General features: G+C 63.4%; 19 protein-coding genes. 13 read left to right on the top strand and 6 right to left on the bottom strand.

The annotated features are described in order from the left end of the window. Positions 1–2: 2 nt before the first annotated feature. The 5 genes from JOD50_RS04205 to JOD50_RS04185 all read left to right on the top strand — a co-directional run bounded on the left by JOD50_RS04205 (position 3) and on the right by JOD50_RS04185 (position 4,600). Positions 3–1,391, top strand: coding sequence for an MFS transporter (locus tag JOD50_RS04205; protein WP_204880535.1), 1,389 nt, complete (start codon positions 3–5; stop codon positions 1,389–1,391). A 52-nt stretch (positions 1,392–1,443) separates the two neighbouring features. Further along, positions 1,444–2,208, top strand: a complete 765-nt coding sequence (locus JOD50_RS04200; protein ID WP_338052009.1) for an energy-coupling factor ABC transporter ATP-binding protein — start codon at positions 1,444–1,446, stop codon at positions 2,206–2,208. Further along, complete coding sequence (locus JOD50_RS04195; RefSeq protein WP_204880534.1) at positions 2,205–2,849, top strand: CbiQ family ECF transporter T component; 645 nt, start codon at positions 2,205–2,207, stop codon at positions 2,847–2,849. The genes JOD50_RS04200 and JOD50_RS04195 overlap by 4 nt, the downstream gene beginning before the upstream one ends. Continuing rightward, the gene (locus JOD50_RS04190; RefSeq protein WP_204880533.1) at positions 2,846–3,454 is read left to right on the top strand and encodes a biotin transporter BioY; all 609 of its coding nucleotides are present in this window, start codon (positions 2,846–2,848) and stop codon (positions 3,452–3,454) included. The genes JOD50_RS04195 and JOD50_RS04190 overlap by 4 nt, the downstream gene beginning before the upstream one ends. A 93-nt stretch (positions 3,455–3,547) precedes the next feature. Further along, on the top strand, positions 3,548–4,600 hold the full coding sequence (locus tag JOD50_RS04185; protein ID WP_204880532.1) for a DUF2891 family protein: 1,053 nt from the start codon (positions 3,548–3,550) through the stop codon (positions 4,598–4,600). Here JOD50_RS04185 and JOD50_RS04180 read toward each other — a convergent pair. The 3 genes from JOD50_RS04180 to JOD50_RS04170 form a co-directional block, all read right to left on the bottom strand. Continuing rightward, complete coding sequence (locus JOD50_RS04180) at positions 4,586–4,852, bottom strand: glutaredoxin family protein (protein ID WP_204880531.1); 267 nt, start codon at positions 4,850–4,852, stop codon at positions 4,586–4,588. The two genes, JOD50_RS04185 and JOD50_RS04180, sit on opposite strands and share 15 nt — an antisense overlap. Positions 4,853–4,971: 119 nt before the next feature. Further along, positions 4,972–6,930: a lamin tail domain-containing protein gene (locus tag JOD50_RS04175; RefSeq protein ID WP_204880530.1), complete on the bottom strand. Its 1,959-nt coding sequence runs from the start codon at positions 6,928–6,930 to the stop codon at positions 4,972–4,974. A gap of 110 nt (positions 6,931–7,040) precedes the next feature. Beyond that, positions 7,041–7,757 (bottom strand): LysE family translocator, encoded by a 717-nt coding sequence (locus JOD50_RS04170; RefSeq protein WP_101630519.1) that lies wholly within the window; start codon positions 7,755–7,757, stop codon positions 7,041–7,043. Between the two features lie 263 nt (positions 7,758–8,020). Between JOD50_RS04170 and JOD50_RS04165 the strand changes: the two genes are divergently transcribed. The 7 genes from JOD50_RS04165 to JOD50_RS04135 all read left to right on the top strand — a co-directional run bounded on the left by JOD50_RS04165 (position 8,021) and on the right by JOD50_RS04135 (position 15,320). Beyond that, on the top strand, positions 8,021–8,491 hold the full coding sequence (locus tag JOD50_RS04165; protein WP_204880529.1) for a hypothetical protein: 471 nt from the start codon (positions 8,021–8,023) through the stop codon (positions 8,489–8,491). 35 nt (positions 8,492–8,526) lie between these two features. Continuing rightward, the gene (locus JOD50_RS04160) at positions 8,527–9,489 is read left to right on the top strand and encodes a CPBP family intramembrane glutamic endopeptidase (protein WP_204880528.1); all 963 of its coding nucleotides are present in this window, start codon (positions 8,527–8,529) and stop codon (positions 9,487–9,489) included. Continuing rightward, positions 9,486–10,757: an MFS transporter gene (locus tag JOD50_RS04155; RefSeq protein ID WP_239541521.1), complete on the top strand. Its 1,272-nt coding sequence runs from the start codon at positions 9,486–9,488 to the stop codon at positions 10,755–10,757. The genes JOD50_RS04160 and JOD50_RS04155 overlap by 4 nt, the downstream gene beginning before the upstream one ends. Positions 10,758–10,821: 64 nt before the next feature. Beyond that, positions 10,822–12,159 (top strand): MATE family efflux transporter, encoded by a 1,338-nt coding sequence (locus JOD50_RS04150; RefSeq protein ID WP_338052008.1) that lies wholly within the window; start codon positions 10,822–10,824, stop codon positions 12,157–12,159. 8 nt (positions 12,160–12,167) lie between these two features. Next, on the top strand, positions 12,168–12,950 hold the full coding sequence (locus JOD50_RS04145) for a LamB/YcsF family protein (protein ID WP_420825526.1): 783 nt from the start codon (positions 12,168–12,170) through the stop codon (positions 12,948–12,950). Then, on the top strand, positions 12,947–14,653 hold the full coding sequence (locus tag JOD50_RS04140) for a 5-oxoprolinase subunit B/C family protein (RefSeq protein ID WP_239541520.1): 1,707 nt from the start codon (positions 12,947–12,949) through the stop codon (positions 14,651–14,653). The genes JOD50_RS04145 and JOD50_RS04140 overlap by 4 nt, the downstream gene beginning before the upstream one ends. Next, positions 14,646–15,320 (top strand): GntR family transcriptional regulator, encoded by a 675-nt coding sequence (locus JOD50_RS04135; protein WP_338052006.1) that lies wholly within the window; start codon positions 14,646–14,648, stop codon positions 15,318–15,320. The genes JOD50_RS04140 and JOD50_RS04135 overlap by 8 nt, the downstream gene beginning before the upstream one ends. On the opposite strand, the gene JOD50_RS04130 is transcribed toward JOD50_RS04135, so the two are convergent. After that, positions 15,317–16,201 carry an SseB family protein gene (locus tag JOD50_RS04130; protein WP_204880526.1) on the bottom strand — a complete coding sequence of 295 codons (885 nt, stop codon included), beginning with the start codon at positions 16,199–16,201 and terminating at the stop codon, positions 15,317–15,319. The genes JOD50_RS04135 and JOD50_RS04130 overlap by 4 nt on opposite strands. Before the next feature lie 169 nt (positions 16,202–16,370). Here JOD50_RS04130 and JOD50_RS04125 point away from each other — a divergent pair, with 169 nt between their 5' ends. Continuing rightward, positions 16,371–17,087 (top strand): metal-dependent transcriptional regulator, encoded by a 717-nt coding sequence (locus JOD50_RS04125; protein ID WP_204880525.1) that lies wholly within the window; start codon positions 16,371–16,373, stop codon positions 17,085–17,087. Positions 17,088–17,150: 63 nt separating this feature from the next. Here JOD50_RS04125 and JOD50_RS04120 read toward each other — a convergent pair whose 3' ends face one another. Together JOD50_RS04120 and hutG are read right to left on the bottom strand one after the other, a co-directional pair. Further along, positions 17,151–18,497: a S1C family serine protease gene (locus tag JOD50_RS04120; protein ID WP_204880524.1), complete on the bottom strand. Its 1,347-nt coding sequence runs from the start codon at positions 18,495–18,497 to the stop codon at positions 17,151–17,153. 58 nt (positions 18,498–18,555) lie between these two features. After that, positions 18,556–19,560 (bottom strand): formimidoylglutamase, encoded by a 1,005-nt coding sequence (hutG, locus tag JOD50_RS04115; RefSeq protein WP_204880523.1) that lies wholly within the window; start codon positions 19,558–19,560, stop codon positions 18,556–18,558. Positions 19,561–19,608 lie beyond the last annotated feature (48 nt).

The following is a 19,608-nucleotide window of genomic DNA, read 5'->3' as shown; positions in this document are numbered from 1 at the left end:
ATATGAAGCAACAGCCCGTTCACGTCCGGCATGCAGTCGATGCGGACAAGCCGGCGCAGCAGCGGACGTCGAAACGGCGCAGGCGTTCGCTTGCGGTCGCCGCGTTCGGGACGGTTATCGAGTGGTATGACTTCTCGATTTTCTTCTACGTTTCCACCCAACTGACGCGCACGTTCTTCCACGGCGATTCGAACTCGCTTCTACTGACACTCGGCGTTGGCGCTGCGGGCTTCCTCTTCCGCCCGCTGGGAGCCATGGTTTTCGGGCACCTGGGGGAGCGCATCGGGCGCAAACAAGCCCTCGTGATTTCTGCCGTGCTGATGGCGGTAGCGATGTTCGGTATCGCAGTCCTGCCCGGCTACGACGTGCTCGGCGTGTGGGCGGGCATCCTACTGGTGACGTTGCGGTGCCTCGCCGGGTTCTCAGTGGGTGCTGAATACACCGGGATCATGGTGTACCTCATGGAGTCCGCGAAGCAGAACCGGCGTGGTGTTGCCGCGAGCTGGGCCGCCGCGAACTCCGAACTTGGGTCGCTGCTGGCCGTGGGTGGCGCCGCGCTCTTGGCGCATTGGCTCACAGCAGACCAGATGAGCAGCTGGGGTTGGCGGATACTCTTCGTGGTGGGCGGGCTCTTAGCGGCCGCGATGATTCCGCTCCGGCGGTTCATGGAAGAGACGGAGACGTTCGAGAAACTCAAGGAAGCAGGGGTAGCTCAGCGGCGGAAAGGCTCGCCGCTGATCGATGTCCTGAAGCATCAACCCAAGGCTGTTCTGGTTGCGTTCCTGTTTTCTTCGATCGGTTCGGTCACGTACTTCCTCAACATCACGAACGTCCCGACCTACCTCGAATCCACTGCCGAGGTTTCGAGTCAGCTGGCCCTGAACTTGGGCGCTATTGCGGCGGTCGCAGCGATTATCGCGACGCCGTTTATCGGTTTTCTTTCGGACAAGTTTGGGCGCCGCGCCATGACGCTCACGCTCGGGCTCGTGCTTTTGGTCACGACCCTGCCGGCGTACTTGTTGCTCGCGGGCACCGGCAACGTAGGTGCGGTCACGGGTGTTGCTCTGCTCGCGGTTCCGGCAGCGGGGTGGTCCGCGATCGGTGCGGCTGCCATCCCTGAGCAGTTCAGCGCGCTGGGGCGTTTCGCCGGGATGGCGATCGGCTACAACATCGCAACCGTACTGTTCGGCGGGTTCTCGCCGCTGGTCGCTACAGCGCTCATCGACGCGACCGGCAACCAGTTCGCCCCGGCCTACTATGCCACGGCGGTCGTGGTGCTGTTCGGGATTCCGCTCATGTGGCTCATGCGAGACATGGCCGGCAAGCCACTTGAAGAAGTAGACCGGGATCCTGTGCTGAGACGAGCTACAGCTGAGAAAAGCCGGCGTTGAAAGCTCAGATAAACCCCGTTTAGACATTGTTGAACAATCTGGTGCACTATAGGTGGGTACTACTGCCAACCTGAGTGAGCCGTCCTCCGTGAACAACCCGCCAGCGCACGCCCCAGAGGTGAGCGACCTAGCTGAGAACCGCATCGTCATGGACCGTGTGTCTGTTGAATACGATGACCGGCGGGTTCTTGACGACATCTCGCTCACGCTGAGTGAGCAGCGCATCGCGATCATCGGGCTCAACGGTTCCGGCAAGTCCACGCTCGTGAGGCTCATCAACGGCCTCGCGATGCCCACGTACGGCCGCGTCACGGTGGGTGGCGCGTGCACGATGAAGGAAACCAAGCAGGTGCGCCGCCGCGTTGGGTTCGTGTTCCAGAATCCCGCGAACCAGATCATCATGCCCACGGTGGGTGAGGACATGCTGTTTGGTCTCAAGAACATCGGGATCCCGAAAGCTGAGCGTGTTGAGCGGGCGCGGGCGACGCTCTCGCAGCTGGGCATGGGGAACTTCTACGAGCGTGAAACGCATGCGCTTTCCGGCGGCGAGCAGCAGATGATCGCGTTGGCTTCCGTGCTCACGATGCGCCCCGAAACGATCATTTTGGACGAACCGACCACGATGCTGGACTTGCTGAACCGGCACCGGATGCGGTCGGTGATTGTCGGGCTTGCTCAGCGCAGCATTGTGGTGACGCATGATTTGGAGCTTGCGGCCGATGCACAGCGGGTTTTGGTGGTGCACGAGGGCCGGATTGTTGAGGATGGGTCTCCGGAGGACAGCATCGCGGCGTATCGCAGGATGTGTGAGCTGTGAGCAGTTCGTATTCGTTGATTCAGGCGGGTGCGGCCCCGCAGAATCCTGGAGTTCTGGAGCGGCTTCCGGCGGGGTTTAAGTTCGCGGCGTTGTTCCTTTTGAGCATCGTGACGTACTTGATCCCGTGGATGGGCGTGCAGCTCGGCCTGCTGGTTGCGGCGTTTCTGATCGCTTTGCTTCCGCGGGTTCCGTTCATGCGGCTTGTGAAGTCGGTGCTGTTTTCGGTGATGATCGTGGGGCTTGTGGTGGCGATCATGGCGTGGCAGCAGGACCTCGCGCGCGGCATCCACTTTGGTATGCGCCTGTTGACGCTGGTTTTGCTTGCGTTCGCGGTGACCGCATCGACCACGTTCCCGCAGATGTTGCGGGTCTTCGAGAAGATCGTGTCCCCGCTGCGTGGGGTTGGGGTCAACACGGAGAACATTTCGATGGCGATGGCGTTGACCGTCCGCTTTGTTCCGCACCTGATGGGGATGTACCGGGAGGTCCGCGAGGCGCAGATTGCTCGTGGCTTGGAGCGGAACGCGGTCGCATTGATTGTTCCGTTGATTTTTCGCACGTTGAAAACGTCTGAACAGGTGGCTCAAGCCCTTGATGCCCGCTCGTTCAACACTCAAGAGAGAGGAACTCGTAAACGATGACGACGACTGTGGCAGGTGAGCCGGTACGTAACGCTCGCCGTTCAAACCCGACGCTGGATGTGGTTTTGGTGGCGATGTTCGCCGCGCTGACCGCTGTTTTGGGTCTCATGCCGCCGATCACGGTGGGTATTTTGCCGGTGCCGATCACGTTGCAGACGTTGGGCGTCATGCTGGCGGGTGCTTTGTTGGGGCCGTGGCGTGGTGCGCTTTCGCAGGTTTTGCTGATCGCGCTGGTTGCGGCTGGTTTGCCGCTGCTGTCGGGTGGCCGCGGGGGCCTGGGTGCGCTCATGGGCCCGACGGGCGGCTATATTTTCGGTTGGATTTTCGGTGCGTTCGTGATCGGTTTGATGACGGTTGCGTTGTATGACCGTGCGCGTGCCGGCTGGATCAACGCGGTGAGCGTGTTCGCTGCGTGCGTTGTGGGTGGCGTTTTGGTTGTGTACCTCGCGGGTTCGGCATGGTTGACCATCACGACTGGTTTGAACTTTGGTACCGCGATCAAGGGCAACGTCGTGTTTATGCCGGGTGACACGGCGAAGGCTGTGATCGCGACTGTGGTTGCGGTGATCGTGCACCGTTCGTACCGCGGCCTGCTCGCCAAGTAGGCGGTGGCGGCGGTCGGTCTTTGCGACCGGCCGCCGTCGCCTCCCGCAGCGGAGACATGAGTGCTGCGGAGGCATGAGTGCAAGAATTGCTGTATGCCTGAATTGACGCCCCAGAACTACGCTGAACCGTTCGCGAAAGTTGTGATCGATAACCTCACAACCGAGTTCCCGTACGCCGCGCATCACGTGCAGCGGGATGAAGCGGACCTGCTGCTGCCGCGGCAGATGCATCCGGCGTTCGCTAACTCGTTCGACTGGCATTCCAGCGTGCACATGCATTGGCTTGGCACGCAGCTGGTTGAGCATGTGAGCGCTGACGCCGCGGCCCGCATCGTTGGTTTGCTGCAGGAACACCTGACCGCGGAGAACATGCGGGTTGAGGCCGAGTACGTGGCCGCGAACCCGTCGTGGGAGCGCCCGTACGGGTGGGCGTGGGCGGCGCAGCTGGTCGATGCGCTGTATGAGTCCCGCGTTCCGGAGCTGGCCGCGCTCGCCGAGGGTGCCCGGCCGCTGCTGGATGCGGTCATGGATGCGGTGCGGGCGTGGTTGCCTGCGATGCCGGAGCCTGTGCGCCACGGTGTTCACTCGAATACTGCGTTCGGTTTGCGACGGCTGCTGTTGGTTGCCCGGCGGCGAGGTTACGCGGATGTCGCGGAGCTGATCGCTGAGCATGCACTGCGCTTCTACGCCGACGATGCGCGGTGGCCATTCGCGTACGAACGTTCCGGCCACGACTTCCTCTCTGCCGGCATGTGCGAAGCGGACCTGATGTGTGAGGTTCTGGAGGGTGAGCTTGCGGGTTGGATTCCGGGGTTCGTGGCTGAGCTCGCGGAGGACGCCCGCTCACGTGCGGAAGGCCGCGGTGGCTTGCCACGGGTTTTGCAGGCGGTCGCCCCTATCGATGCGAGCGACGGCCACCAGTCCCACCTGGACGGGCTGGGTCTCACGCTCGCGGCCTCGGGCCTGCGTGTAGCGCGGGCGTTGGACGCGCTCGATGCGGAACCAGAGCTTGCGGCGGCGTTACGTGATGCGGCGCCTCAGTTGATGCGCAACGGCCTAGCCGCGGCGACCACGGATGAGTTCATGGCCTCGCATTGGCTCGCGACGTTCGGCTGGGAGGCGCTCGCCGAACTAGTCAGCGAGTAGCCCGTTGGCGCGGAGGCTCGCGGCGAGTTCGTCGTTGCTTGGCTCCACGAGGTGCGAGTTGTCCGGGAACACGACGACCGGAATGTTCTTCCGCCCGGATATTTCCTCGGCGACATCCGCCATGTCTGGCTGTGCGACGAGGTCGATGTAGTTGAACTCGATGCCGTGTTCGTTCATGAACGTTTCTGCACGGCGGCAGTCTTTGCACCAGTCGGCGCCGTACATCGTCACGGTTTTCACGTTGTGCTCCATGCATTCAGTGTAGAGAACTCGGCGTAGGGAAGGCCCCGGGTCTTCAGTTTTGGTGAACTGAAGCCCCGGGGCCTTCTTGTTTTCCGGAGGTTAGCTCGCGCCGTTAGGTGCTCGCGGTGTTAGTTTTCTTCGCGGGCTCCACCGTTGCGACGTGTGGCGAGGGCGACTGCACCGCCGACGACCATCGCTGCGGCAGCGAGCGTGATCCACGAGGCGACATCCGCACCCGTGTTCGCGAGGTTGCCGCCCCCCGTGCTGGAGCCGGCATCCACGCCCGGTGCTGGGGTAGTTGGTGCCTCACCAGATGGAGCTGCGTCGGTTGGATCAGCAGTCGGTTCCTCACCCGGAGCTGGGTCCTCGGTAGGTGCCGGGGTTGGATCCTCAGTTGGGGCTGGGTTTTCGGTTGGCGCTGGGTTTTCGGTTGGCACTGGGGTCGGTTCGTCGCCGGGAGGTGGCGTTGGGCAGATCGTCTTGAGGGTGCCTTCACGCAGCGAGATGTCGTCGGTGTTGGCGTCGTCAGCGTAGAACACCGGAACCGAACCGTCCTTGCACTGGCTGATGTCAGCGATCGCAACGCCTTCGTTGGCGTAGTTCTGGGTTTCGCTTGGGCGGTTCATAATCTGCGCGACAGTCAGCTTGCCTGCCTGTGCAGCGGTTGCGGACTTCATCGTGGCCGTCTCAGCGCCGGCATCTTCGCCATACTCAGGGGTGAGGACCGCGATGCGGCCTTCGCACGCGTCGTCGCAGACGGCCCACAGCTGGTCGCGTTCGGCATCGAACTGGACTTCGGCGACAACGTCGAGGCCAGTTTCGATGTCGGCGATGCGTTGGAAGCTGCCGTCTTCGTTGAGGACGTAGAGGTAGACGTGGCCGGTGCCTTCAATGCCGACCGCGAACACGCCGCCGTGGTGTGCAGGGTAGGCGGCTGGGTCGTATGCCTTGCCGGTGGCTTCGTCCTGGATCTTGTTCTCGACGAGCCATGCGTCTGGGATCCAGCTCAGGCCCTCGATGCCGGAGTTAGCGCCAAGGCCCGGGAAGTCTTCTGCGAGGTTCCACTCTTGTGTGGCCTTGAGCTCGCCGTTCTCAGCGGCGGTGTCCGGCGCGTCGAAAGCGAGGACTGCCGGGCGGGAGACCTTCTTGTTGTCGTTGTCGCGTTCGGTGCCGACGAAGATCTTGCTTGGTGCGCCGGCTGCGCGGGTCACGGACTCCGCGTCTGGGGTTCCGGTGCCGTCAGCGTACTTGAGGGTGAACTTCTGCAGTTCAGCGCCGCGGTTTTCTTCGGTGCCGTCGAGGCGCAACAGGGTTCCGTTGCCGTTCTCTGCAACCCACAGGTATGGCTTGCCGCTACCGAATGTGCCGGCGGCCTGCCAGTAGAGGCCGGACCAGTCGCCGCGGGCCTCATCGGCATCGTGCAGCGGCTTGACCGTCTGCTCACCTGGCCATGGAACCGGGTTCAGTGGATCGTTCGGGTCGCCTGGGTCGCCCGGTTCTTCTGGGAGCTCTTCGCACTGGTTTGGGCCACCCTTGGTGGAGGCGAAGGTGTCGATCAGTTCACCTGTGAAGTATGGGCAGCGGCCGTAGGTGTTGGCCGCGTGGCCGGACCATTCGTAGGACAGGACTGGGTCTTTGGCGACCGCGTCTTCTACGGTTTCCCCTTCAGCTGGTGGTGCGTAGAGGTTGACGGAGTCGTTCTTGCCGAGGCCGAAATCGAAGCCCGGGGTAGGGCCTTGCGCCTGGTCGAGCACAAAGTAGCCGTTGCTTGGGACCACGGAGCCTTCCGGCAGGACGTAGGTGTGGCCGGCCTTGGTGGGCGCGTTGTCGGTGAAGATGTAGCCGGTGAGGTCTACGGCGTCGCCGGTCGGGTTGCCGAATTCGACCCAGTCGGTGTCGTCACCGTTGGATTCGACTTCGTTGATGACCACGGGGAGTTCGGCGTCTGGTGCGGCGGTTGCTTGCGCAGGGAAGAACGCGGCGCCGCCGAGGGTCGCGGCGAGCGCTGTTGCGAACGATGCGACGGTCAGCTTTCGCGTGAACGTACGCTTTTCAGCGGATGCGTGTGAATGATGAGGCATAGTCATGCCACCCAGGATGCTGGAGCAGCGCTAACTGTGGGTTAACGGGCGGTTGCGGGGTGCTTGAACTGCTAAGAAATCTGAACTGCTAAGAAATCTGAACCGCCGGGGACGGGTTAGGAGGTGACCTCGATGATCCCGTGGATCATGAACCAGAGCCCCAGCGCGCAAAAGACCAGGCCCGCGAACAGGTCGAGGTGTTGCAGCCATCGTTGCATGCGTGTGCGCAGTGCTGGGGCGCCAGCGATGAGCGCGATGAGCGCGAACCAGCTGAACGTGAACGCGAGCAGCATCACCATGAGGGCGCCGATCTGCCACAGCGGGCGGTCAACTGCGATGAACGGGGAGAACATCGCGGTGATATAGATCAGGAACTTAGGGTTGGCGAGGTTCGTTGCAAGGCCGCGCCACCAGGAACCCCAGAAACCGAGCGTGGCCGGGGTGGCACTGGAGGGCGCGTTTGGTTGCTGAGTCGCGTTGGCTTGTTCTGCCCAGTCTCCGCCGGAGTTGATGATCGCTGGGTTGTTGCGGGTGGCGTACCAGCCGCGCAATGCACCCCACCCCATCCAGATGAGCACGCCTCCGCCCACGATCTGCAGCGCGGAGCCGAGCCACGGGACGGAGCGCATCAGGAAACCGAGCCCCGCGAAAGCTAACGCGAGATAGAACGCAACGGATGTGGTGACGCCGAGTGCGGCGGCAACGCCTTCACGTCGCGAACCCGCGAGCGAGCGGTACAGCACCACGAACAGATCCGGCCCGGGGGACATCAAGCCGGCCGCCCACGTCACGAGCAGCGGGAGCAGCGATGCGATAAAGGCCGTAGTTTGCACTTGAGACAGTCTAGTGAAACACAACTGACCGTAGTTAAGTGCAGCGGCCCCGCGCTCATGGGTGAGGCGGGGCCGGCAGTGCAAATGATGACGATGCACCCCTTCATGGTGACGCGGTGCGGCGTAGTGCCTGCGTGGATGCCACCAGAGGGCGCTCCGAGTATGCGTCTATTGTTAGAAAGGTGCCCCACCAGCTTAGGCGGTGTTGGGTGCGAGTTCAGAATGTGACACGGCGGCAGGTAGCTAAGGGCGAGGTGAATTGCGTGAGTAGCGAGTATTGGAAGCAGGCTTGGGCGGTGCTGAACGGGTCGCAACCGGAGGACATCGCGGAGGCCTCGGCTGATGCGAGCCACGTGCTGCTGAAGGTTTCTCCGCAGGATCTTGCGGAGCCAGCCACTGCATCGAACGCTGTGGTGACGCACGCGCCGATGGGTGACTACGACGTCGTGGAGGTCGCGATCTTTGATCAGCCTGCGGCCCGCATCCGTTGGGTTGCGGACGCCGAAGAGGGCGCCGGCATGATCGGTTCCGTCAAGGCGTTGCCGGGTAAGCATTTCGATGCGGACGATGCCCGGCAGCAGCTGGAGGCGGTCGTGCAGCAATTGCGGTTCGCGGCCGCCGATGAGGCGTGGAACGCAGGCGCGGACGAACTGTTTACGGTCGTGAAAGCGGGCGAGAAGGACGCGCTCATCGAGGACGGCTGGGAGGTCGTCGCGGAGGTCACGGTTTCCTAAGCCGTCCCGCGGCTGGCCGGGTTTAGGGTTAAAGCATGTCTTCTCAGCCGCCACAGCAGTACCCGCCACAAGAGCCGCCGTCGCCACAGGGCCGTCCGCAGTACCAGCCGCAGCAGTACCCGGCGCATCCGCAGTTTCAGCATCAGGGTCAGTTCGGGCAACAGGGCCAGTTCGGGCAGCCGCAGTATCAGCCGCACGGTAAGCCAAAGCGTTTCCCGCATCCTGTAGCGCAGTTGGGTGGTTTCACGTGGTGGGACCTCGTCGCCGCTATCGCTTACGTCCTCCTGTTGTTCATTGGGTTGGGCGCGTTGATCCTGTTCATTCCGGGTGTCGCGCCGCTGTTCCACGGCAACGAGGCGCTCGCGAATGTTGTGGTGTTGCTGTTCACGTATGCGGTGGTTGCGGTGCTCGCGATGATCGCGTTGGGCAACGAACTGTGGAAGTCTTTCAAGACATTCCGGTGGTATCCGTGGGCTAAGTACCTGTGCATTCCGGGTTTGTGGCTGGGCACGGTGCTGGTGAACATCATGATCCAGCTGGCGTGGGCGGGGATCTCGGGAGAGACGCCAACGCAGTCTCAGAATCAGCAGATCGCTGAAGGACTCGCTACGGCGGTCCCGTGGTGGCTGATTGGTCTTGCGATTGTGCCGCTGGGCCCTCTTGTCGAGGAGTTTTTCTTCCGGCACCTGATGATCGGCAAGTTGTCCCGCTGGGTTAATCAGTGGGTTCTGATGGTCGGTTCCTCGCTGCTGTTCATGTTTTTGCACTTTATCGGTGCCGGCGAGATGCCGAGCGTTTCCACTGGCGCGCCGTACCTGGTGATGGGCCTGGTTTTCGGTACCGCGTACATTTTGAGCGGTAAGTCGATCGCGTATTCGTGGATTCTGCACATGTTCAACAACGGGGTTGCGTTGGCGCTCATGTACACGTTGCAGTCCAACGGTGTCCCTGAGGTCAACCCGAGCACGCTGCTGATGGGTTGGCTGATGCATGCATGAGTGCGGAGGTAAACGGCGGCGCTAGCGGCAACAACGCGGGCAGTAGCGGCGCGGGCGGGCCAGCCTTTAGCGGGCATCGTCGTGGGTCTGCCGGCTACCGGCGCATGATCATTGCGTTGTTCGCGGCGGGTGTCGCGACGTTTGCGCAGCTGTACTCCTTTCAGGGTGTTTTGCCGCAGATTTCCAGGGCGCATGGTGTGCCTGAGTCGAGCGCGGCGTTGACGGTTTCGTTGGCCACGTTGGGTTTGGCTGTTGCGGTTCTGCCGTGGTCGGTGGTGGCTGATAGGCATGGCCGGCGCACGACGATGCGGGTTGCCTTGGTTGCGGCTGTTGCCTTGGGTTTGGTGGTTCCGTGGTCGCCGTCTTTTGAGGTGCTGTTGGGTTTGCGGTTCCTTGAGGGGCTCGCGTTGGGTGGTATCCCCGCGGTTGCGTTGACGTATTTGGCTGATGAGGTTGAGCGTTCGGTCGCGTCTGTTGCTGCGGGAACCTATATTGCTGGCACTACGTTGGGTGGCTTGTTTGGCCGCATGTTGGCTGGGCCGTTGGGTGAGGTTTTCGGTTGGCGGCTCGGTAGTTTTTCGGTCGCGTTGAGTGCCGCGGTGGCGGGGCTCGTGTTCTTTGTGACGGCGCCACAACCGCAGGGCTTCGAGCCTGTCGTGCGTAAGTCTGCCCGCGATATCCGGCTCATCACCAAGCTCGGGTGGGGGTTGAAGAACCCACATTTGCTGGCGTTGTTCGCTCAGGGTGGTTTGCTGATGGGCGGGTTCGTCGCCGTCTATAACTACATGGGCTTCCGGCTGGAGGCTCCGCCGTTCCTGGTTCCCGCATCGTTGGCTTCGTTAGTTTTCTTGACGTATCTGGCTGGAACGTACACGTCCGCATGGGCCGGTCGGCTCGCTAGCCGCAGAGGCAGGTTCACGGTGTTGGTGGGCTCGGCGTGCGTGATGTTCGCGGGGCTACTGGTCACGCTGGTGTCGTGGATCCCGGGGATCATTGTGGGGCTTGCGGTGTTCACGGGCGGGTTCTTTGGTGCGCACGCGGTCGCTTCGAGTTGGGTTCCGGCGATCGCTACGCGCGGCCGGGCTCAAGCCTCGAGCCTGTACAACCTCGCGTATTACACGGGTTCTTCGCTGTTCGGTTGGGCTGTCGGGTTCGCGTTCCAGGGCGCGCAGTGGGGTGGCGTGGTGTTGTTCGTGGCGGCGTTGATTGTGTTGGCGGTGTTCGTTGCTGCCAAGCTACTCCCGCGTGACGCCGCGGTGGCCGTGTAGGCCGCCGCCTGAGCGGCGCCATCGTCAATAACTAGCCGCGCCCGGCGCCAACTAGACTGTGCCCGTGAAGAAAACAGTGCCCGTGAAGAAAACAGCTGAGTTCCCTGGTCTGCCGCGGCAGATTATTGCGCTCGCGTTGCCTGCTTTGGGTGCTCTGATCGCGGAGCCGCTGTTTTTGTTGGCAGATACGGCGATCATCGGGCACCTCGGTGTTGGTGAGCTCGCGGGCGCGGGCCTGGGCACCACAATCCTGCAGACGGCTGTGGGTCTCATGATTTTCCTCGCGTACGCGACCACCCCGGCGGTCGCCCGCGCATACGGTGCCCGGAACATGCCGAAGGCGCTCGCCGCGGGCCGTGACGGTATGTGGCTCGGCCTGTTCCTCGGCATGGTGCTCGCGGTTCTGGGTTATGTTTCGGCGCCGTTGTTGACGGGGCTTTTCGGTCCGGATGAGGCTACGCAGGCTTTCGCGATCGATTATGTGCGGTGGTCGATGCCGGGTGTCCCTGCGATACTTTTGGTGCTCGCGGCCACGGGTGTTCTGCGTGGTTTGCAGGACGGTAAGACGCCCCTGATCGTTGCGAGCGCGGGCTTCGGGCTGAACATTGTTCTGAACTTTTCGCTCGTGTATCTGGCTGGCATGTCGGTTGCGGGTGCCGCGTTGGGTACTTCGATTGCGCAGTGGATCATGGCGGCTGTGTACCTCGTGTTGCTGGTTCCGCGGATTCGTGAGGGCGGGGTGAGTCTCGCGCCGTCTGCCGCGGGTTTGCGGGCTTCGGCGCAAGCTGGCGGCTGGCTCATGATCCGTACGGCCGCGATGCGTATCGCACTGTTGCTCACGGTGTGGGCGGCTACCGCGCAGGGTGCGGTCACGCTGGCAGCGCATCAGCTCGCGTTCACGTTTTTCTCTACGTTGGCGTTCGCGTTGGATGCGATTGCGATCGCGGCGCAGTCCCTCATCGGTAAAGAGCTTGGCGCGGGAAACAAGGATCGCGCGCAGGCTCTCACCACGACGATGGTGCGGTGGGGTTTCTGGTTCGGTGCCGTCGTCGGTGCGTTGCTCGCCGCTACGGCCGCGTGGCTTCCGCGGGCCTTCACCCCGTCTAGCGAGGTCGCGCACGCCGCGACCATCGCGTTGCTGTTGCTGGCGGTCATGCAGCCTGTTGCCGGCATCGTGTTCGTGCTGGATGGCGTGCTGATCGGGGCGGGGGATCACCGTTATCTTGCGATCGCATCGTGCATTCAGTTGGCTGTGTATGTGCCGTTCCTTGCGGTTGCGGCGTTGGTCCCGTTGCCGGGGCTGGTTTTGGCGTGGATCTGGGTTGCGTTCGGTATTTACATGGTCGCTCGGTGGGTTACGTTGGAAGTGCGGCAACGTTCTGGTGCGTGGCTGGTTGAATAAGTAGTACCGTGCAGAGTTGTGAGGGAGGCAGTGGCGTGCGCGTTGATTTGAATGGTGACATGGGTGAGTCGTTTGGTTCATGGACCATGGGGGACGATGCGGCACTGCTTCAGCAGGTGAGTTCGGCGAACATTGCGTGTGGTTTCCACGCGGGTGATCCGTCGCATATGCGTTCCACTACGCGGGTCGCGGTCGATGCGGGCGTTGCGGTGGGTGCGCATGTTGCGTACCGGGATTTGGCTGGTTTTGGTCGCCGTTTTATGGATGTTGCGCCGGCTGAGTTGGCGGATGATGTTTTGTATCAGATTGGTGCGTTGGATGCGATGGTGCGTGCCGCTGGCGGGAAGCTTACGTATGTGAAGCCGCATGGCGCGCTGTATAACACGATTGCGCATCATGAGGAGCAGGCGCGTGCGGTGATTGATGGGGTGCGCGCGTTTTCGTCGGATGTGGCGGTTTTGTTGTTGCCGGGTTCGGTTGCGTTGGATGTTGCTGCGCAGAAGGGTATGCGTGGTGTGGGTGAGGCGTTCGCTGATCGTGGCTACACGCCGGAGGGCCGGCTGGTTTCGCGCCGGGAGCCGGGTGCCGTGATTCATGATGCGCAGGCTGTGGTGGACCGCGTGGTTGATTGGGCTCGTACGGGTGAGTTCACGGCGGTTGATGGTTCGCGTGTCCGTGTTGAGGCCGAGTCTTTGTGCTTGCACGGCGATACTCCTGGTGCGGTTGAGATCGCGGCGAAGGTTCGCGCTGGTTTGACTGAGGCTGGCGTGAAGATCGAGGCGTTTGCATGAGTGGACCTGCTGGTTTAGGCGCTGTTGCTCGCCCGCGGATGATGCGGGTGGGTTTCTCGGGTTTGTTGCTCGAGTTTGATGACACGGCTTCGCGCATGGCGTGGAACCGTGAGATTCAGCGCGATCCGGTGGACGGCATGGTTGATGCCGTGATGGCGGCGCAGTCCATTTTGTTGACGTTCGTTGACCCGGTCGCGTTGATGTTGGCTGGGATGAGTTTGCAGGGCCGGGAGCCGGAGCCGTTGGCGGAGGACGCCGCGCGGCTGGTGACGATCCCGGTGGTGTATGACGGCGAGGACCTTGCCCACGCCGCCGAGCTGGCCGGTTTGAGCGTGGATGCGTTGATCGATGCGCATACCCGCATCGATTGGCTCGCTGATTTCGCTGGTTTCGCGCCGGGGTTCATGTATTTGAAGCCGCGCGACCTCAAGGGTGCGCCGGTGATCGAGGTTCCGCGCCGTGATTCTCCGCGTACGCGTGTTCCTGAGGGCTCGGTTGCGTTGGCTGGTCAGCAGAGCGCGGTGTATCCGCAGCCGACCCCAGGCGGGTGGCAGCTCATCGGCTCCACCGCTGAACGCATGTGGGACGTTGACCGTGAGCAGCCGTCGCTTCTGGTCCCGGGCGACACCGTGCGTTTCGAAGCGGTCCGCGAGCACGCGACCGTGACCTCCGCCGGTGCTGGCGCTCACGCCGATGTTGCCGACGATGTTGGCTCCAGCGGCGCTGATGCTGCCTCTGATGCTGTGGCCCGCATCGTCGTGGATGCTACGGGTCCGCAGGCTTTGATTCAGGACGTGGGCCGTCCAGCGGTGGGTTCCTTGGGTGTGGGGCAGGCTGGCGCGGCTGATGTGTGGGGGCTTGCGGAGGCGAATAACGCGGTTGGTAACCATGCGGGCGCCGCGGCGGTTGAGTTTTTGTTGGGCAACGCGAAGTTCACGGCTCAGGACGATGTGACGCTCGCGTTGGGTGGTGCCGTGGGGCCCGCGCAGATCCTGCAGGATGGTAAGCCGGTGGGTGAGGCGCCTGTGGGTGAGGCGTTTGAGCTGGCGGCTGGAGCGAGCCTGCAGATCGGTTTCACGACCGAGGGCATGCGCGGCTACCTCGCGGTCAAGGGTGGCTTCGCGGCCGAGGAAGTTTTGGGTTCGCGTTCGACTGACACGATGTCGGGGCTCGGACCTAAGCCGCTTGCGGCGGGCGACGTTCTCGGGGTGCTTGCCCCGGCTGACGGCGGCGCTGAGGCCGATGATGCCGTTGAAGCAGCCGATACTGAGGCAGCCGAGGCTGACGCGATCGAGCCGGTCGACTACCCGATCGCGGGCGAGGTCACGGTTTTGCGCTATTCCCCGGGCCCGCGCGATGACTGGTTTGGCCCTGAGGGGCTTGAGTATTTCGAAGAGGCTGTGTGGGAGGTTTCCACGGAGTCGAACCGTGTGGGCGCCCGCCTCAAGCCTGCCGATGGTGCGGAGCCGCTGCAGCGCATCCGTTCGGGCGAGCTCGCGACCGAAGGCATGGTCACGGGCGCGCTGCAGGTCCCGCCGAATGGCGAACCGGTTCTGTTTTTGGCCGACCACCCAGTCACTGGTGGTTATCCGGTGATCGGCGTCGTGCTTGAGGCCGACATCCGGCTCGCCGCTCAGCTCCCTCCCGGCGCCAGGGTGCAGTTCGAGCGGGTGGTCCAGTTTGAGCGGGTGTCCGGTGGCTGAATCTGGTGTTTCGGAGCCTGAACGCGGCAGTTCCGCGCCCGCGTCTGTCGTTGCGGCGGCACGTCTGCGTGACCTGATTGCGCGTGGGCAGATGCCGCCGGGGCATCAGTTGCGGGAGGTCGCGCTCGCGGCCCAACTGGATGTTTCCCGGAACACGTTGCGTGAGGCGTTCACGGCGCTCGCCGCGGAGGGCCTGGTTGAGCGGGTGCGTAACCGTGGCGTGTTCGTCGCGGTCCCGAAAGCTGACGATGTGCGCCGCATTTTCGCTGCCCGCCGGCTCATGGAACCTGCCGGGCTCGCGTGGGGCGAGTTCGATGAGGGTCAGCTGGCTGCGCTGCGTGTACACGCCGAACGCGCCGAGCTGGCTCAGCGGTGGGGTGACCTGGATGGTCTGGCGGCGCAGAATCAGGCGTTTCAGACGGTGCTGATGCTCGCCGGCGGGTCAGAGATTCTGAACGGCCTCATGGGGCGCATCCAGGCGGCGATGCGGTTGCTGTTCGATTCGATGGCCGCAGTCCCGGCGTTCCATGCGCTGTATGTTGAGGGGCACCAAACGGTCGCCGAGCTTCTAGAAGCGGGGGATCGTTTCGCCGCCGCTGAGGCGTGGCGTGAGGTGCTCGAGAACGCCGAAGCTGAACTACTCAAGCACCTCGCCGCACAACCCTAACCCTGGTAGTAGCCGACCTTCTCGAGTTCGGCGCTCGGCAGTTCGACCGCCTCAGGGCTGGCCGGGTCGATCACGATGCCTATCCCCGGCTTCACCGTTGTGCGCAGGCTCGCGAGCGGAACCATCACGGAGCCGCCATCCGGGTTGTGCCGGAACACCTCGAGGGTCGAGGAGAACACCGGCAGGATCATCTCGCCGGTCTCTTTGTTCTTCATGAACGCAACACCTTCGCGGTCGCCGTCGCCGGTTTTCTGCGTCATCAAGACCACCTCGCCCTCGCCCATCAGAGCCTCAACCGCATCGTCATGGCCGGCGAGCACAGCGGCACGCAAGCGGCCGTTGCGGAGCGGGAACTGCATGGTTTCGTCTTCGGGGCGGATCAGCATTCCGGTGTCCATCGGGTCCACCACGATGCCCGTGATGCCGCTCGCGCCAAAGCTCGTGTCTTTGAAGGCGATCTCGGCGAGCTCATCGCCGTACAGACCCGCGAACTCGGGGACCTCGTCGTCGGGGCGGATCTGCGTCCACAAGCTGCGGGCTTCCTCTTCGGAGAACGCGGCCTCGACCACGCGCAGCTCCTCAAACCCGTGGGCCACCAAGTGGGTTACGGCGCCCGATGCGCTGCGGGCCGCCACTGGAACGTAGAGCTTGGTGCCGAAAAAGTCAGAGCCGAAAGCGAGCAGGGTATCGCCGTTGGGGCCCTGGTCGTATTCGATGTAGGAACGAAGCAGCGCACCGCCCGGCTGGTCTTTCTCGGGGCGAGGGAACTTTTCCTGGTGTTCGATCGCGGCCTGGCTGCGGGTATCGCTCATCCGCGGCTGCGTGTGCTCGTGCGGGTGATCGTGGCTGTGCTCATGTTCGTGGTCGTGAGTGTGGCTCATGAGTCCAGTATCTCGCATGGGCGGGGGCGGATGTGCTGGGTAGGGGCGGATGTGCTGGGTGGGGGCACACGCGCTGGGTGCCGCGCTGGCCGAAACGATAAGGTTGCAGGTGACAACACGTAGCGGCCGGCCATGTGGCTGAGTCGTGTTCGGCGAGGGGAGTGCACTCATGGGTTCTGACGGTCACGCGGTGGCGCCGAATGAACTGTCCCCGGTCGAGCTGGATCAGATTTCCCCCGTCGCCCAGGACTATGTCAAGCAGATTTGGGCTTCGCTCGAGTGGGGCGGCGAGCCGACATCCACCTCGATGCTGGCCTCGCGCTTCCAGACCTCGGCACCGAATGTTTCTGAGACGTTGCGGCGTCTAGCGCGGCAGGGCCTCGTCACGTACGAGCCGTATAAGCCGGTCGCGCTCACGGAGCGTGGCCGCGCGGTTGCCCTCATGATGGTGCGCCGCCACCGCCTCATCGAAACCTACCTCGTGGAATCACTCGGCTACACGTGGGACGAAGTGCACGAAGACGCCGAACGCCTCGAACACGCCGCGTCCGCCCGGTTTGTTGACCGGATCGACGCACTGCTGGGGCACCCCCGCATGGATCCGCACGGCGACCCTATCCCGGGCCCGGACCTTTCGATGCCGGCCATGGACGACGTCGCGGCGCTCGCCGAGCTAGGCCCTGGCACGTACGAGGTCGTACGGATCGCTGACGATGATCCGCAGCTTTTGCGCCGCCTCGAATCGGTGGGTGTTCACCCGGGTGCGCGCGTTGCGATCAACGATGCAGGTGCCGGTGTTGCCGCGGACGGCTCAGCGCTATCTGAGGCCGAGCTGGCGGCGATGTATGTGCGGCCAGCAACAACCGCATCGGACGCTGAAGGCTAGCCAGCCGTAGCCCACGCCCAAGCCGACCCCACACCGGTCCGCCGTAGCCCACGCCCACACCGGCTAGTTCACGCCGGAGCGGATGAGGGTCACGGTTCCTTCGCCGGTTCCGCCGTTGGCGCCTTCGTTGGCGCTCCACGCGATCTTCACTTTCTCGCCGGGCTGCAACGGCGCGAGCGCGCGTTTGAGGTCGCTGTAGGTTTCGATGTGTTGCCCGTTGATCATCGTGATGCGGTCGCCTTTTTTGACGCCGAGCTCGGGCAGTGGTGAGCCTTCGAGGAAGCTTTCGATGGCGATCCCTGGCGCACGCGGGTTGGGTTTCTCTTCGCTGATGACCGTGATCCCGAACGCGGCTGGCCGGCCGATGATGGTGCCGTCTCCGTTGGTTCCGTTGAGGATGCGCTGGGTTTCGTTGATGACGGTGCTGATGGGGATCGCGTACCCGTTGACGGTGGCTGAGGAGTCGCCTTCCGAGGCCGCGACGGTCATGCCGATGACGTGGCCGCCGCGCTGCATCATCGCGCCGCCTGAATAGCCTTGCACGACGTCGGCGTTGGTTGCGATGAGGTTGTCGAGTCTAGTGTCGGGGACGGCGCCGTCGGCTCGGGTGCGGATGTTGATGCTGAGGTTGGTGACCCTTCCGTTGAGCTGTTGGAGGACGCCTTTGGCTTCGCCGTTTCCGATGACGGTGACGCGGCTTCCGAGGGTCACGTTGGTGCTCGGGATTGCGATGGTGCGGAGGTTTTTCGCGTTGTGCAGTTTGAGGACTGCGATGTCTTTGAGCGCGTTGTGGCCTACGAGTGCGGCTTCGTAGCGTTTTTTGGTGTGGGTGTCTTGCACTCGGATGGCGGTTGAGCCTTGGACCACGTGGTAGTTGGTGATGATGTAGCCGTCTGCTGTTGCTATGAGTCCGGTTCCGGCTCCGGACACGAACCCGGGGAGCACGGATTCGATGAGCACGAGCCCGGGCACGCCGTCTTTGAGCTCTTGACCTTTCTTGACGGGGCCGCTGTCGCGTGGCTCTTGCCCTTTGGGTTCGGCAGGGAAGTTGACGGTGGGTGGTTCGGCTTGCCTGAGTTTCTCGGCGAGCTCACCGGCCGCCGCGGGGTTGGGTGGTTCCTCTACAGGTTGCTGTTGTGTAGTCCCCGTGGGGTTGGTTGTGAGGCCGGGTTGCAGGACGCTCGGGACGAGCCACGCCGCGATGGCGACGATGACCACGAGTATCGCTGCGATGTTGCTTCCGGTGCGGCGGCGCTTGCGTGGCGCTGGCCGGCCGTAGCCGGGATGCCCCGCGTAGCTGGGTTGCCCTCCGTAGGCGGGGCCGCTGTAGGCGGGGTTGTGGGTGTGCATGTAGGGGGCTAGCTGCGGCGCGCCACCTGGTGTGGGCGCGTTCCCAAAGTAGGGGTGCATGCTGGCTCCTGCTCGCTCCGGTTGCTTGGTCGTTTAGCGGCTCGGTTGTGTGGCTAGTTTAGGTGCGCGTGTTTTCGTGGGCGCGCACGATGTCGTCGATGAGCCGCGCTGCCGTGCGGGCGGTGCGGTTGTCGATGTCGAGGCTCGGGTTGAGCTCTGCGATGTCGAGGTGCACGAGTTTTTTGCTGCGGGCCGCGGTGAGTGCCGCGGCGTGGATCGTGGGGAGGTCGACGCCGTAGCCGGCTGGCGCGGAGACGCCCGGCGCGGTCGCGGCGGGCAGGACGTCGAGGTCGATCGTGAGGTAGAGGTGGTCCACTTGGCTGCTGAAGTCGCGGATGAAGCCGGTGACTTCGTCGCGGTGGCTGCATTCGGTGTCGAGGAGGAACTCTGCACCCATGGCTTTGGCTTGCCGGAACAGGGTGTTGGTGTTGGATGCGGAGCTGATGCCGACGATGCCGTAGTGCAGTTTTCTGCCGGCCTCGGTTTCTGCGTGGTGCATTTGGAGGAAGCCGGTCCCGGAGGTGGGTTGTTCGGCTTCGCGGAGGTCGAAGTGGGCGTCGAGGTTGAGGACGCCGAGAGTGAACGGTTCGCCGTCGTGAAGGCGGGTGAGGTATTCGGCGACGCCGAGGTAGCTTGCGTACGCGATTTCGTGGCCGCCGCCGAGCCCTACCGTGAAGTGGCCGGCGCCAAGCAGTGTTGCGATCTGTTCGCCGAAGGCCGCCTGGCCGGTTTCGAGGTCGCCGTCAGTGACGTTGATGTTTCCCGCATCGTATTTCGGGTGGTTGGGTTTGCCTGTTGTGGAGTGGATAGCCATCGAGGCGAGCATTTCGCGCAACTTTTGAGGGCCCTCCGCGGCACCTACACGACCCTGATTACGCCGCACACCCTCGTCCGAGGCGAAACCAAGCAGCACAGTTCCGGGTTCTGCATCCGCATCGGCCGCCACCGCATCGTGCCCTGCGCCATCGAGTCGTAGCGGCTGGATGGTGGAGTGCCAGCGGGCGTGTTCGGGGCCGTCACCGTCGATCCGGCCGGTCCACGGCTGCGGAGGGGTGTGGGACATCGTGACCTGCTCTCTTGGGTGACGCCGTGCGTGGGTGAAAGCTTTGCT

This window comes from Pseudoglutamicibacter cumminsii (assembly GCF_016907775.1).
GTDB lineage: Bacteria > Actinomycetota > Actinomycetes > Actinomycetales > Micrococcaceae > Pseudoglutamicibacter > Pseudoglutamicibacter cumminsii.
The sequence above is the reverse complement of the archived record's forward strand: the minus strand, read 5'-3'. Positions and strand labels throughout refer to the sequence as shown.